Genomic DNA, 13,604 nt, shown 5'->3' on the forward strand with positions numbered 1-13,604 from the left:
CTCGCTCTTATCCGCAGTTCAGGTTATTGGGTCATGGTGGCAGGAAGGGACTTGCACGGCCGGAATAGGACACGTACAGCCGTTCCGCCGCCCGTGTACACGCCATGTACAGCAGGCCGCGTTCTCGTTGCAGGTCATGGGCCCGCGCGGTCGGGTCGTCGTCGGCGGGCGTCAGCGTGTCCTGCGCGGGCACGACGCCGTCCGCGATGCCGACCAGGGCGACGTAGCGGAACTCCAAGCCCTTCAACCCGTGCAGGGTGCTGACCCGGACGCCGGCGGCCGAGGGGCCGAGGGCCGCCTTCACCTCGCGGACCAGCTCGGCGGTGCGGGCGGCCACGGCGATCTCGTCGGCGGGGACGCCGTCCTCCAGCCAGGCGGCGACGTGCGCGGCCAGCCCGGCCAGCTCGGCGGCCGGCGAGGTGTACTCGCGCACCTCCGGCCGCCGGCCGGGACGGGTGGCGCGGAAGCCCACCAGGTCGGTGACGCCGTCCACCAGGCCGTCGACCGGCCCGCCTCCGCGCACCCGCACCGCCCAGGTGAGGATTTCCTGCGGCAGGCGGTGGGAGACCGACAGGCGGTGGCTCTCGGCCTTGATGCCGAGCGTGCTGAGCGCCACCCGGGTGTCGAAGACGCGCTGGTGGGGGTCGCCGACCACGAACAGGTCGTCCGGCCCGGGCGGCACGGCGGCCCGCAGCAGGCGCCACTGCGCCGGGTGCAGGTCCTGGGCCTCGTCCACCACGATGTGCCGGTACGGCTCGCGCCGCGGCGCGTCGTCGCCGAGCAGGTCGCCGGTGTCCTGGCCGAGCAGGGTGGAGGCCTGGGTGGCGAGCTGGAGCAGCGTGCGCCTGCCGGCGGCGCGCAGCCGCCCGGTCACGTGCTCGATGGCCTTCCAGACGGCGGTGCGCTCCTGGTCGTCCAGCTCCACGCTGCGGCCCGGGCGCCGCGCGGCCAGGTACTCCTGGACGGTGCACAGGTTCTGCGCCAGGATGACCTGCTCCCACTCGCGCAGCAGGAAGGCCGGGCTGTGCAGATCCCCGGAGATCTCCGACGCCTCCTGCCACAGGGTGGCCAGGTCGGGGCCGCCGACCAGCAGCGGGGGACGGCCCTCGGCCTCGGCGACGATGCGGTGGGCCAAACGCTCGACGTTGCCCACCTCGATGCGCGACCGGGCGGCGGCCTCCTGGACCAGCAGGTCCAGCTTGGCCGCGACGTCGGCCGCCACGCCCTGGGAGAAGGTGATCAGCAGGATGCGGCCGTCGGAGGCGCGGGCCAGGTGCGCGGCGCGGTGCAGGGCGACCAGCGTCTTGCCGGTGCCCGCCCCGCCGGTGACCAGCACCGAGCCCTCGAACTCGTCCTGGTGGGAGAGCCGGTACTGGGTGGGGTAGAGGAAGGTGCACCAGTGCGGGACGGCGAGGACGCGATCGAGCGCCTCGGGGTCGGGCACGAACACCGCGCGGTCGGGGGTGCGTTCGAGCGCGACCGGCAGGTCGGTGACGTCCACGGCGGCGCCGCTCAGCGGTACGGCCGTCCGCGCCTCCAGCGCACGCCACGCGTCGGCCACCGACCCACCCTGGCCGAGCACCCAAAGCGGGGCGAACTGGCTCTCGGGCAGCAGGGGCTCCAGCGCGTCCAGGTTGGCGTCGGTGGTGATCAGGCGCACCAGGGGGATGAGCAGGGTGTCCACGCCGAGCCCGATCAGGTCGGTGTCGCAGACGTGCGCGAACAGCCGTTCCTCGGTGGTCTCGGCCGACCGGCGCAGCGCTGGCTCGACCCGTTCGAGCGCCTCGGCGTTCCACACCTCGGCCACCCCGATCGCGGCGTTGACGGCGAAGCGGTGCCGCTGCGCGTAGGACCAGGCCTCGGCGTCCGGCAGGACGGTCAGCATCCAGTACACCTCCCGCTGGCGGACCACCACCCCGCGGTGGTGCTCGGCGAGCCGCAGCGTGGCCACCCGCGCGTCGCGGGTGTTGCGCACCCGCTCGGGATGGGGGGCCGAGGTGGTGTTCCGCAGGAACCGGCGCATGGCGATCACCGCGTCCCGGCGCACGGGCTGGGCCAGCGCGTCCAGGTCCCGGAGGACCTCAGGGGCGATCGCGAGCCGGGGCATGCGGCTCCCGTCAGACCATCAGGGACAGCAGGTCGCGGTCCCCGCGTTCGCGCAGCCGGTTCATCAGGTCGGGCAGCCCCACCGGGCCCGTCATGCCGACGCGGGTGGCCAGCACCCGGATCGTCTCCTCCAGCGACTCGGCCTTGTCCTTGGTGGTGTATCCGGCCAGCCTCAGCGCCATGGTGTTCTTGTCCAGGTCGCCGGCCGCGGCGGGCACCAGCCTCGCCCGCAGCACCTTGTCCTCCTCGGCGACGGTCAGGAACAGGTGGGACCCGGGCTGGGCGCCCATCTCCTGCAGTAACGGCCCGAGCGACTCGATGACCGGGCGGGACTGCCAGCTCAGCGTGACGTCTCCGGCCGCGCCGGTCACCGTGTGGCCGTCCCCCGGGCTCATGCCGAGGTAGGCGGCGAACCCGCTCGGCAGCGGGCACTCGCCGCCGGCGAGCTGCTCGGGGGCGACGTCCACCCGCAGCCACCACAGCCCGTCGGGGTGCTTGAAGCACTTACGGGTCATGGACACGTCCTTGAACTGACCGGCCGGCGCGGCCTCCGGTGAAGGCGCGGCCTCGGCGGGCCGCTCGCCGGTCGTCGTGGCCTCGGCGACCCCAGGAGGTCCGGAGTTCTCGCCGGTCTTCTTGGTGCTCTGGATGCGCAACTGCGGGACGTTCTCCAGCCACTCCTTGGCTACCTCGGGGTGGATGCCCAGCGTCGAGACCAGCTCCAGCGCGCGTGCCACCGTCGGTGGACGGTCGGCGTTGAGTATCAGCGCGCAGGTCTGCTCGCGCAGATCGGCGATGTCGCCGGCCACCAGCCAGTCGTCCTGGACGGTGTAGCCGGGCAGAGTGGTGAGGACGAACTGCCAGGCGGGGACGTCCAGCGAGCGCAGCTCCTTGGTGTGCCACTCGGCCGCGCCCATCAGGCGCGACTTGGGCGCGGCGACGCCGAGGGTGCCGGGGAGCTTCTCCAGGTGCTGGGTGTACGGGGCGGCCTCGGCGCTGTCCAGCCAGGCGGCCAGCCGGGCGCGCAGCTCCTGCTCCAGGGCGACGATGTCCTCCGGCGGGACGGCGAACAGCTTTGCCAGCTCCTCGGGGGCGGCCGGGGCGTCGGTGAACACGTGGTTCTGCGCCACCGCCCACGTCTTGTCGTCCAGGTCGGCGAAGGCCGCGTCGATGAGCGCCGCGACGTCGTTGTCGGCCTGGCCGGCGTGGAACTCGTCGGTGCCGGTCGGGTTCGCGCCCGGGATGGCGCCGCCGTCGGCGGGCGTCTCGGACCCTTCTCCGGTCTCGGTGGCCGCGGCCTCCTGGCCCTGGCCGGGTTCGCCGGGACGGCCGGCCGGGGACGGGGCGTCGGGGGCGCTCGGGGCCGTGCCGGGGCCGGCGGCGAGCGGGGCGGCCTCGGCCGGGCGTGGGCCGACGCCGAACGGGCCGGTGTCGCGGCCGGAGGCGCCCGCCTCGGGGCCGGACGGGACCGCTCTGAACGCTTCAGAGCCGAGGGGGTCGGCTTTGAACGCTTCATGCCCGGGCGGATCGGCCTTCAACGCCTCAGGACCGGGCGGGGCCGCTCTGAACGGTTCAGGACCGAGGGGGTCGGCTTTGAACGGTTCAGGACCGAGGGGGTCGGCGTTGAAGGCCTCGGCGCCGTTGGCGTTGAACGGCTCGGGCTCGGGGACGAACGGCCGCGGGCCCGGCGCGAGCCCCACGTCCGGCATGGCGGGCATGGCGGGCATGGCGGGCATGGGCCGCTCGGTGCGCGGCGGCGGGGTGAACATCGACGGGCGGGGGCCGCCCCTGCCGCCGGCCTGCTGCTGCAGGGCCGCCTCGGCCAGCCGGGCCGCGGCCAGGCCGAGCGGGTCGCCGGCGTCGATGCGGTTGCTGCGCCGTTTGGGCAGCGGAGGCGCGGGGCGGCGTACTGGAAGCGGGTCCGCCGGCGCGGGCGCGGAGGCGGCGAACGACGCGGCGGAAGCCGGTGCGGCGGCGCCGGAAGAAGCGGCGGACGCGGGCATGGAAGCGGCGAGGGGCGCGGGGGACGGCGGCGTCGCCGCGACGCCGTTGGCGGACCGCCCGGCGCGGGACGACGAGGCGCGGCCGCCGGCGGCGTCATCGGTGCGGGAAGGGGAGGCCTCGGCGGAGTGGGCGCCCTGGTCGCCCGCCGGCGCGAGCCGGGTGAACACCGCTGTGAACAGCGCGTTCAGCAACGGCTTCGCGCGGATGAAAGGCTGGTCGGCGAGCTCGCGGCCGGTCAGCGCGAGCAGGCCGGTGTAGGAGCCGACACGGTCGAGCGCGATCGACACCTGCGGCTCGTCGGCCTCCTCGGGGTCCATCACGTGCAGCGCGGGCAGGATGTCCCCGACGGCGGCGGCCGGCCAGTGCTCGGTGGCCAGCTCGGTGATCAGCTCGCCGAGCGCCTCGGGACCGAGCACGGCGAACACCCGGCTGAGCGGCACCGATCGCCACCAGGCGTCGGGCAGGCCGGGCGCTTCCCGCAGCCGCGCGAACCCGGTCGCGTCACTCCAGCGAAGCGGAGGCACGAGATCACTCAGGCAGAAGTTCATCCCGTTCCCTCTCCGGTGATTCCAATGACCAGACCATAGTCTGGCAAACCGCGCGATCGTAGACGGCCGTTAGGCTCGCACAGCCGCGAATCGCAGCCTCACGTAGTCGGCCATCCACCCCGATTCGCGGCGTAACGCGGGGGCGGCCAGCTCGTTGACGCGGCGCAGAAGCGGCTCCACGGTGGCGGGCGGCACGCCGTCGAGCAGCGAGCCGGCGAACATGCGGACCCAGTCGGCGGCGCCGCCGGGGCACTCGTCGAGCGGCGTGGGCCGGTCGAAGTACTCCAGCAGGCGGACGGTGAACCCGCCCTTCTCCAGGCGCGTGGCGTACTCGGCCGGGGTGGGGAAGTACCACGGCAGCTCGGGCTCGGGCAGCCCGTACTCGCGCCAGGCGGTGAGCATGGCCGAGGTGAGCGCGGCGCAGTTGCCGGCGCCGCCCATCTCGGCGACGAACCGCCCGCCCGGGGTCAGGGCCATGCGCACGCAGCGGATCACCGCGTCGGGGTCGCGTCCCATCCAGTGGAGCGCCGCATTGGAGAACACCGCGTCGCAGGGCGCCGGGACGCCGAAGTTGGCGGCGTCGCCGATCATGAAGTCCAGCCCGGGGTGGTGGGCCCGCGCCACCTCGATCATCGTGGGGGAGCCGTCGATGCCGAGCGCGGTGGTGCCCCGGGCCGCGATGTCGGCGGTCAGCACCCCTGTGCCGCAGCCGAGGTCGAGGATGCGTTCGCCCGGCCGCGGGTCGAGCAGCTCGATCAGGGGCGCGCCCTGCGCCGAGACATAGCCGAAGGAGCTGTCATAGGCGCGCGCGTTCCACCGCATCAAGCTCGGCGTTTCGTGTCGCAAGGCGATCAGCTCGCATTCTCAGACATCGCTTCCCCGTGTCCGTAAGTACGAATACTTTAGAGCCTTGATGTCCTTGCGACACATCTGTCCGAAAGCTTGCCCCCGGGGACTCAGCCGATCGACCGGGGCCAGTTGGCCTTCAGGTAGGTCTTGCCCTCGTCGGTCTGCGGGATGGTGAGCAGGACGGGCGAGCGCGGGACGGGCGGGAGCTTGGCCGCCGCCTGCTTGTCGAGCCTGCCGGACATCTCCAGCGCCTCCATGCGCGCCGGGCGGGCGAAGCCTTTGAGGAAGAGGTTCTGGACCTCGTCGCTGTAGAGGAACTCCTCCCACAGGCGCGCGGCGGCCGGGTGCGGGGCCTTGTCGCTGATCGCCTGCACGTAGTAGGACGCGAGCGCCGCGTCGGCGGGCACCACGACCTTCCAGGCGGGCTTGTCGTCCCCGGCGGTCTGCGCGGCCTTGGCGGCGTTGACGTAGTCCCAGTCGACCAGCGCGTTGGCCTGGGAGGGCAGGCTGAGGCGGCCCGCCTTCTTCAGCTCGGCGAACAGGGCGAGGCCGCGCTCGGCCTTCGGCCGGCCGCCCTGGAGCGATGCCGCCATGACGCCGTAGAAGGCGGCCGCCGTCTGGAGTGGGTCGCCGGCCAGGGCCACGGCGTACCCGGGCCTGGCCGCCAGGTCGGCGAACCTGGCCGGGGCGGCGACCTTGCGCGGGTCGTAGCCGATGGACATGTAGCCGCCGTAGCCCGCGTACCACTGGCCCTTGAGGTCCTTGACGGCGTCGGGGATGTCCTGCCAGGCGGTCACCTTGTACGGGGAGAAGCGCTGGGCGTTGGCGACCGCGACGTCGACCCCGAGGTCGAAGACGTCGGGCACCTTGTCGGGGACGCGCGCGGCCTTGGCCAGGTCGATCTCGCGCTGGCTGCTCGCGCCCGGCTCCAGCACGTTGATCCGCACTCCGTACTCGCCGGTGAAGCGGTCCATGATGGCGCCGTAGTTGACCCAGTCGCGGGGGATGCCGACCAGGTTCAAGGAGCCTTCCTTGCGCGCCGCCTCCACGAGGCGGTCCATCGTGCCGAACCCCTGGGCCAGGCTGGCCGCCCTGGGGTTGACCGGAGGCTGCTTGGTGTCTTTGGACGTCGTGGATGAGCACCCGGCCACGGCGGTGGCGAGGAGCGCTGCTGCGGCGACTGCGGCACGTGATGTCACGAAACGAATACTCAGCGTCATATCCTCCCGCGTCGAGGAGGCACGCGGAAGTTTGGGCCAGCATTGGCGGACCGGACGCGCGCCGATGCGGCCGGGCCGAGGCGTGAAGCGCGGTGCGGCGCGGGGCGGCTGCGAGGGGCGGCGAGGCGGGCTGGGCGCGGGTCAGCGTTCGGGGACGACCCTCGCGGCGACGAGGGCCTCCTCGCGGACGCCCACCAGCGTGCCGTCGCGCTTGCGCACCTGGAGCAGGCCGTCCTGCCAGGACTCCAGGACGCCGACCGTGTCGCGGAAGCCGTCGGGATCGGCGCGGCGCACGGTGACGCGCCGGCCCACGTCGGCGGGCGAGACGGCGATCACGAGCCTTCCGCCAAAGTGCGGTGTCACACGCTTCGCCCCCCTCCCGTTTCGGACTCATGGCCAGCACGGCAATACTAGGTCTAGCAACCCGCGGTCGAGTCGTGCGAAGGCGCGGAGAAGAAGGAGCCCGAGGTGACCTACGTCATCGCGCAGCCTTGCGTTGATGTGCTGGACAAGGCGTGCATCGAAGAGTGCCCCGTCGATTGCATTTACGAGGGCAACCGCATGCTGTACATCCACCCAGACGAGTGCGTGGACTGCGGCGCGTGCGAGCCTGTCTGCCCGGTCGAGGCGATCTTCTACGAGGACGACACGCCCGACCAGTGGAAGGACTTCTACAAGGCGAACGTCGAGTTCTTCGACGAGTTGGGCTCGCCCGGCGGAGCGTCCAAGGTCGGCAAGATCAACCGCGACCACCCGATCGTGGCCGTTCTCCCGCCCCAGGCGGAGGAGCACTGACCTACCGCACGTCTGGCGACGCCGGGGTACCGTGACCTCCTGGTCGCGGTACCCGCCGACACCGCGCGCCGACGTCTGAGATCCACCTTGGGGGTGTTTCGGTGATCGGGTTGCCCGACTTCCCGTGGGACCGGCTGGTGCCGTACAAGCAACGGGCGCTCGCCCACCCGGAGGGCATCGTCGACCTGTCGGTCGGCACTCCCGTCGACCCGGTGCCCGCCGTGGCGCGCGAGGCGCTCGCGGGCGCGGCCGACAGCCCCGGATACCCCCTCACCCACGGCACGCAGCGGCTGCGCGCCTCCGCCGCCGGCTGGCTGGCCCGCCGGCACGGCGTGAGCGTCGACCCGGACGACGTGCTGCCGACGATCGGCTCCAAGGAGCTGGTCGCCTGGCTGCCCACCCTGCTGGGCGTGGGGGCGGGCGACCGCGTGGTCATCCCGTCCCTGGCCTACCCCACCTACGACGTCGGCGCGCGCATCGCCGGCGCCGAACCGTACGCCGCCGACGGCCTGCTGGGGCTCGGCCCCGAGCGGGTGCCGCTGGTGTGGGTGAACTCCCCGTCGAACCCGACGGGCCGGGTGCTGCCCGCCGAGCACCTGCGCAAGGTCGTCGACTGGGCGCGTGAGCGGGGCGCGGTCGTCGCCTCGGACGAGTGCTACATCGAGCTCGGCTGGGAGGAACGGCCGGTCTCGATCCTGCATCCCGATGTCTGCGGCGGCTCTCACGAGGGCCTGCTGGCCGTGCACTCGCTGTCCAAGCGGTCCAACCTGGCCGGCTACCGCGCGGCGTTCGTCACCGGCGACCCCGCGCTGGTGAAGCGGCTGCTCGAGGTGCGCAAGCACGCCGGCATGATCATGCCGGCGCCCGTCCAGGCCGCCATGGCCGCCGCGCTGGACGACGACCGGCACGCCGACGAGCAGCGTGAGCTGTACGGCGCCCGGCGCGCCGTTCTGCGGCCGGTGCTGGAGAAGGCCGGCTGGCGCGTGGAGCACTCGACGGCGGGCCTTTATCTGTGGGCGACCGACGACCGTAATTGCTGGGATCAGGTCGCCGCACTGGCCGAAATAGGAATTCTGGTCGCGCCGGGCGACTTTTACGGGCAAGCGGGCACGTCGCATATCCGTATCGCCATGACGGCGACTGACGAACGGATCAATGCGGCGGTGCTCCGCCTCCAGTAGGATCCCGCGGCATGACCGTTGCGGTCGTGCTCGCAGTGAGCGCAGCCATTTTCGTCGTCGTGCTGGGCGCTTTCCTCGGCACGCGGCGGCCGAACAAGACGGCTCGACCGGCTCCCCGACCCCCTGAGCCGGCACCCGAGCCGACTTCGCCGCACCCGGCCCTGGCCCGCCCGGTCGTGTTGAACCCCGAGTACCTCGATCCCCGCACCATCAAGGTCGGGGACGTCATCGACCGCCAGGGCATCCGGTCGCGCGTCCTGGGCGCCCTGCACCTCTCCTGGCAGGGCGACCAGTGGACCGAATACCTGCTCGAAGAGGGCCTCGGCCACTACATGTGGCTGTCGGTCGAAGAACGGCAGGGCACCGGCCCCGACGACCCGCCGCACCTCGAGGTCTACCTCTGGACGCCCGTGCCCACCCAGGGCATGGTGCCGGCCAAGAGCATGCTGATCATGGAGGGCGTCGAGTTCCACCCGATGGAACGCGGCACCGCCACCTTCCGCTCCGAGGGCACCACCGGCTACCCCGAGCGCGGCCTGGCGGACTTCGTCGACTACCTCGCGGCGGACGGGCGGCTGCTGAGCTTCAACCGGGTGCAGGGCCAGCCGTGGACCGCCGCCTACGCCCAGCCGCTGGCCCCGGGCTCGATCAACGTGGAGCGCATGCTCTAGCCGCGTGAGACGCGGAGCGCACGCGCCGTGCCCGTGCGAGACGCGGAGCGCACACCGCCGTGCCCGTGCGAGACGCGGAGCGCACACCGCCATGCCCGTGCGAGACGCGGAGCGCGTCTGTGGCCGTTATGGGACGTGCGTGGAGGCGCTCCGGCGTACCCGTACCCGTGCCCGTGCCGGTGGCGTCAGGCGATCTCGACGGTCTTGGCCGCCGCCTTGGCGTCGGCCACCCAGCCGTCCTGGCCGGCCGCCGAGCTCCACGCGACGCCCGCGTAGCGCACCTTGCGCAGCCCGTACTTCTGCGCGTGGGCGACCGTCCAGGAGGCGATCAGCCAGCCCCTGCGGTCGGTGGGGGCGGTGATGCGGTTGTCCGGGTCCGTCTGCTGGCCCAGAGCCCTGGCCAGCTCCTTGCGGGCCTTGGCGGCCTGCACGGGCGCCGGCTTGTCGGGGGCCGGGTACCAGCAGTGCACCGCCTTGGCCGCCCGGCCGGTGAACGCGGCGGCGAGGATCTTGGCGTCCTCCTCGTGCTGGGCGTACGCCGAGCCGTCGGCGGAGCGCTGCACCGCCTGCGCCGCCTCGTGCAGGGGCAGCCGCTGGTAGCGCTTGACCTTGGTCAGCGCGGAGAAGAACTTGCGGGTCGCGTAGACCGGGTCCTGCAGCTGCTCGACGGTGCCCCAGCCCTGCGAGGGCCGCTGCTGGAACACCCCGACCGAGTCGCGGTCGCCGAAGGGGAGGTTCAGCAGCTTGGACTCCTGGATCGCGGTCACGTACGCGACCTCGACCGCGCGCTCGGGCAACCGGCGGTCGGTGGCGACCGCGGCGATCGTCGCGGCCACCTGGGCCTGCTCTATCTCCAGGTCGAGGGTGCCCAGCGCGGTCTTCACCTGGCAGTGCTCGCCGATCGCGAGGGGCTTGGCCCGGTTGAGCAGGTAGTAGACGCCGAAGAAGATGGCAGCGCCCAGCACGACGACGATGCCTGTGATCGTCAGAACCGCCCGAGAGAATCGCCGCGCCACGGACAAGAACCTACCGGCCCCGCCGGGTCGCCCGTGCGGCACTAAGCTCCCCTTGCATGAGCGAGACCTTCGAAAGCCCCTTGCCGGCCACCGTGGACGAGTTGTGGGAACGCCGCGCCGAGCTGTCGCCCGACGACGGCGAGGCCCGCGGTGTGATCGTCGGTGCCGTGGACATGCTCGACACCGGCAAGGCGCGTGTCGCCTTCGTCGACGGCGCCTCCGGCGAGGTGGTCGTGGACGAGCGCGCCAAGCGCGCCATCCTGCTCAGTTTCCGGGTGCTCGGCATGGTCAGGAGCCAGGTGGGCGACTTCCACCACAACGACCGCATCCCGCTGAAGACGTCCCTGGAAGGCGTCCGCGTGGTGCCGGGAGCCATCGCGCGCTGGGGCTCCTACCTTGCCTCGGGCGTCGTGCTGATGCCCTCCTACACCAACATCGGCGCCTACGTCGACAGCGGCACCATGGTGGACACCTGGGCGACCGTCGGCTCGTGCGCGCAGATCGGCCGCGACGTCCACCTGTCGGGCGGCGTCGGCATCGGCGGGGTGCTGGAGCCCCCGAACGCCGTCCCGGTCGTCATCGAGGACGAGGCGCTGATCGGCAGCCGCTCGATGATCGTCGAGGGCGCGCGGGTGGGCAAGGGCGCCGTCGTCGGCGCGGGCACCATCCTGTCGGCCTCCATGCCCGTCATCGACGTGCAGACCGGCGAGGAGCTCTCCCGCGGCCGCATCCCCGACTGGTGCGTCGCCGTAGGCGGCACGCGCCCCAAGGAGTTCCCCGGCGGCACCTTCGGGCTGCCATGCGTCCTGGTGCTCAAGCGCCTGGAAGAGGGGCAGCGCCACGACAAGGCAGCGCTGAACGACGTGCTGCGCCAGCATGGCGTCAATGCCTGAGGTCCCGCCGCTCGACCTGGCCGGGGACGTGCGGGCGCTGACCGCGGCCCTTGTCGACGTCGAGTCGGTCAGCGGAGGCGAGAAGGCCCTCGCGGACGCCATCGAGGACGCGCTCGCGCCGCTGCCGCACCTCACCGTCGTCCGCGACGGCGAGGCCGTGGTGGCCCGCACCGAGCTCGGCCGCGCCGAGCGGGTGGTGATCGCCGGGCACATCGACACCGTGCCGCTCGCGGGCAACCTCCCCTCCCGGGTCGAGGGCGGCCTGCTGTACGGGTGCGGCACCTCGGACATGAAGAGCGGCGTCGCCGTGGCGCTCAAGCTCGCCGCCGGGGTGCCCGCCCCGGCCAGGGACGTGACCTACGTCTTCTACGACTGCGAGGAGGTCGAGGCCGCGCGCAACGGCCTGACGCGCCTGGCCCGCACCCGTCCCGAGCTGCTGGCCGGCGACTTCGCCGTGCTCATGGAGCCCACCAGCGGCGAGATCGAGGGCGGCTGCCAGGGCACCCTGCGAGCCCAGGTGACCGTCAAGGGCCGGCGCTCCCACAGCGCCCGCTCCTGGTACGGGGTGAACGCCGTGCACGGCGCCGAGCCCGTCCTGGCCCGGCTGAACGCCTACCAGGCCCGCGAGCCGGTCGTGGACGGCCTGGCCTACCACGAGGGCCTGAACGCCGTCGGCATCGCCGGGGGCGTCGCGGGCAACGTCATCCCCGACGAGTGCGTGGTGACGGTGAACTACCGCTTCGCCCCCGACCGCTCGATGGAGCAGGCCGAGGAGCACGTGCGCGAGGTCTTCGAGGGGTATGAGGTGCGCTTCACCGACGGGGCGCCCGGCGCGCGTCCCGGGCTGACCCACCCGGTGGCCGCGGCGTTCGCCGGCGCCATCGGCGGCACTCCCCGGGCCAAACTGGGCTGGACCGACGTCGCGCGCTTCTCCGAGCTCGGCGTCCCGGCGGTCAACTACGGCCCCGGCGACCCGAACCTCGCCCACCAGCAGGGGGAGTACGTCTCGCTGGAGATGATCGCCGACTGCGAGCGCAGGATGACCGCCTGGCTGGGCGACGCGGCGTCCTGAGCGTCCTGAGCGTCCTGTGCGTCCTGGACGGGCGGCGCGGGCCCGCCTCGAAGGGGCGAAGCGGCGCGAACCGCTCGTCGGGGCGTCGCGCCGATCAGCGCCGGCTGTGGGCACAAAAGAAAGTGGCTTTCCTCGCCGGCCATTTGGCGGGGAAAGCCACTTTCAGTCCCGAGCAGCACCCTCGGCTCTTAGACGTGGCCTCGCGAAGAATCGGTTCCGCTGCTCGGGACAGATTTTCCAAGATTCTTTACGGCCCCGGCGGGACGTCCCGTTCCGGTACGGCTAGGGCACTCCAGCGGGCGGTTAGCGTGATCGGCATGAGCAAAGCATCACGCGAGGAGCGCCGTCAGGGCCCCTCCCTCGTCCGGGGGAAGTTCCTGCCCGACTCCACCTACGACGAGAGGCTGCTGGACCGGCGCGGCTCGACCGAGTGGCTGCACATGGACCCCTGGCGGGTGCTGCGCATCCAGGCCGAGTTCGTCGAGGGCTTCGGGCAGCTCGGCGAGCTGCCGCCCGCCGTCACCGTGTTCGGCTCCGCGCGCACCCATGCCGACGACGCCGACTACGCCATGGGCGAGAGACTCGGCCAGGCGCTGGCGGAGGCCGGCTACGCCGTCATCACCGGCGGCGGGCCCGGCATCATGGAGGCCGCCAACAAGGGGGCGCGCCAGGCGGGCGGCATCTCGGTGGGCCTCGGCATCGAGCTGCCCTTCGAGCAGAAGCTGAACGACTACGTGGACCTCGGCATCGAGTTCCGCTACTTCTTCGTGCGCAAGACGATGTTCGTCAAGTACGCCTGCGGGTTCGTGGCGCTGCCCGGCGGGTTCGGCACGCTGGACGAGCTGTTCGAGGCGCTGACGCTGGTGCAGACCCGCAAGGTCACCTCGTTCCCGGTCATCCTGATGGGCGGCGAGTTCTGGGGCGGGCTGCTCGACTGGATTCGCGGCACCCTGGTGAAGACCGGCAAGATCTCCCCCGAGGACGTCAACCTGATCCAGGTCACCGACGACGTGGACGAGGCCGTGCGCATCATCGTCGAGTCCGACCGCGAGCGCAACGGCGCCCGCCAGGAGCCCTGAGCGCATGGCGGGCTGTGATGCGAATCCCACGCCACCGAGCCCCTGACGAGGGAGGTTCGATGGCGTGGGGGTTCGTGGGCCGGACGGCCGGTCCTCACGGTGCCCGCGGTTGACCGGCGGGCGGTGGGCCGGCGGGCCGGACGTCCGCGGTGCGGCGGGTCCGCCGCACC

The 13,604-nt window shown here is 72.6% G+C and carries 12 protein-coding genes; 6 read left to right on the plus strand and 6 right to left on the minus strand.

Annotated features, from left to right (window positions below; translation table 11 throughout):
• Window positions 1-31: 31 nt before the first annotated feature.
• The 5 genes from ACWEN6_RS12685 to ACWEN6_RS12705 all read right to left on the minus strand — a co-directional run bounded on the left by ACWEN6_RS12685 (window position 32) and on the right by ACWEN6_RS12705 (window position 7,063).
• Window positions 32-2,107: a UvrD-helicase domain-containing protein gene (locus ACWEN6_RS12685; RefSeq protein WP_452570310.1), complete on the minus strand. Its 2,076-nt coding sequence runs from the start codon at window positions 2,105-2,107 to the stop codon at window positions 32-34.
• Between the two features lie 10 nt (window positions 2,108-2,117).
• Window positions 2,118-4,634 carry a hypothetical protein gene (locus ACWEN6_RS12690; RefSeq protein WP_452570311.1) on the minus strand — a complete coding sequence of 839 codons (2,517 nt, stop codon included), beginning with the start codon at window positions 4,632-4,634 and terminating at the stop codon, window positions 2,118-2,120.
• A 93-nt stretch (window positions 4,635-4,727) separates the two neighbouring features.
• Complete coding sequence (locus ACWEN6_RS12695; protein WP_452570312.1) at window positions 4,728-5,480, minus strand: class I SAM-dependent methyltransferase; 753 nt, start codon at window positions 5,478-5,480, stop codon at window positions 4,728-4,730.
• Window positions 5,481-5,614: 134 nt separating this feature from the next.
• Window positions 5,615-6,706, minus strand: coding sequence for an ABC transporter substrate-binding protein (locus ACWEN6_RS12700; RefSeq protein ID WP_354840366.1), 1,092 nt, complete (start codon window positions 6,704-6,706; stop codon window positions 5,615-5,617).
• Window positions 6,707-6,868: 162 nt separating this feature from the next.
• Complete coding sequence (locus tag ACWEN6_RS12705) at window positions 6,869-7,063, minus strand: putative acetyltransferase (protein WP_452570313.1); 195 nt, start codon at window positions 7,061-7,063, stop codon at window positions 6,869-6,871.
• 132 nt (window positions 7,064-7,195) lie between these two features.
• Between ACWEN6_RS12705 and fdxA the strand changes: the two genes are divergently transcribed.
• The 3 genes from fdxA to ACWEN6_RS12720 all read left to right on the plus strand — a co-directional run bounded on the left by fdxA (window position 7,196) and on the right by ACWEN6_RS12720 (window position 9,374).
• Complete coding sequence (fdxA, locus tag ACWEN6_RS12710; protein ID WP_354840372.1) at window positions 7,196-7,522, plus strand: ferredoxin; 327 nt, start codon at window positions 7,196-7,198, stop codon at window positions 7,520-7,522.
• Between the two features lie 101 nt (window positions 7,523-7,623).
• The gene (dapC, locus tag ACWEN6_RS12715; RefSeq protein WP_452570314.1) at window positions 7,624-8,703 is read left to right on the plus strand and encodes a succinyldiaminopimelate transaminase; all 1,080 of its coding nucleotides are present in this window, start codon (window positions 7,624-7,626) and stop codon (window positions 8,701-8,703) included.
• Window positions 8,704-8,714: 11 nt separating this feature from the next.
• A complete protein-coding gene (locus tag ACWEN6_RS12720) occupies window positions 8,715-9,374 on the plus strand; it encodes a DUF4178 domain-containing protein (RefSeq protein WP_380829750.1) in 660 nt (219 codons plus the stop codon).
• Between the two features lie 185 nt (window positions 9,375-9,559).
• Here ACWEN6_RS12720 and ACWEN6_RS12725 read toward each other — a convergent pair whose 3' ends face one another.
• Window positions 9,560-10,390 (minus strand): hypothetical protein, encoded by an 831-nt coding sequence (locus ACWEN6_RS12725; RefSeq protein ID WP_452570315.1) that lies wholly within the window; start codon window positions 10,388-10,390, stop codon window positions 9,560-9,562.
• A 56-nt stretch (window positions 10,391-10,446) separates the two neighbouring features.
• Here ACWEN6_RS12725 and ACWEN6_RS12730 point away from each other — a divergent pair, with 56 nt between their 5' ends.
• The 3 genes from ACWEN6_RS12730 (at window position 10,447) to ACWEN6_RS12740 (ending at window position 13,434) form a co-directional block, all read left to right on the plus strand.
• Window positions 10,447-11,283: a 2,3,4,5-tetrahydropyridine-2,6-dicarboxylate N-succinyltransferase gene (locus ACWEN6_RS12730; protein WP_354840382.1), complete on the plus strand. Its 837-nt coding sequence runs from the start codon at window positions 10,447-10,449 to the stop codon at window positions 11,281-11,283.
• The gene (dapE, locus tag ACWEN6_RS12735; protein WP_452570316.1) at window positions 11,276-12,355 is read left to right on the plus strand and encodes a succinyl-diaminopimelate desuccinylase; all 1,080 of its coding nucleotides are present in this window, start codon (window positions 11,276-11,278) and stop codon (window positions 12,353-12,355) included. Before ACWEN6_RS12730 ends, dapE begins: the two co-directional genes overlap by 8 nt.
• A 317-nt stretch (window positions 12,356-12,672) precedes the next feature.
• Window positions 12,673-13,434, plus strand: coding sequence for an LOG family protein (locus tag ACWEN6_RS12740; protein ID WP_354840386.1), 762 nt, complete (start codon window positions 12,673-12,675; stop codon window positions 13,432-13,434).
• Window positions 13,435-13,604: the final 170 nt, after the last annotated feature.

The organism is Sphaerisporangium sp. NPDC004334, from assembly GCF_053602655.1.

What these genes read in the sequence shown, in the direction of transcription:
- ACWEN6_RS12730 (WP_354840382.1), top strand. Translation starts at nt 10,447, where the DNA reads ATGAGCGAGACCTTCGAAAGCCCCTTGCCGGCCACCGTGGACGAGTTG.
- ACWEN6_RS12695 (WP_452570312.1), bottom strand. Translation starts at nt 5,480, where the DNA reads ATGCGGTGGAACGCGCGCGCCTATGACAGCTCCTTCGGCTATGTCTCG.
- dapE (WP_452570316.1), top strand. Translation starts at nt 11,276, where the DNA reads ATGCCTGAGGTCCCGCCGCTCGACCTGGCCGGGGACGTGCGGGCGCTG.
- ACWEN6_RS12720 (WP_380829750.1), top strand. Translation starts at nt 8,715, where the DNA reads ATGACCGTTGCGGTCGTGCTCGCAGTGAGCGCAGCCATTTTCGTCGTC.
- ACWEN6_RS12685 (WP_452570310.1), bottom strand. Translation starts at nt 2,107, where the DNA reads ATGCCCCGGCTCGCGATCGCCCCTGAGGTCCTCCGGGACCTGGACGCG.
- ACWEN6_RS12740 (WP_354840386.1), top strand. Translation starts at nt 12,673, where the DNA reads ATGAGCAAAGCATCACGCGAGGAGCGCCGTCAGGGCCCCTCCCTCGTC.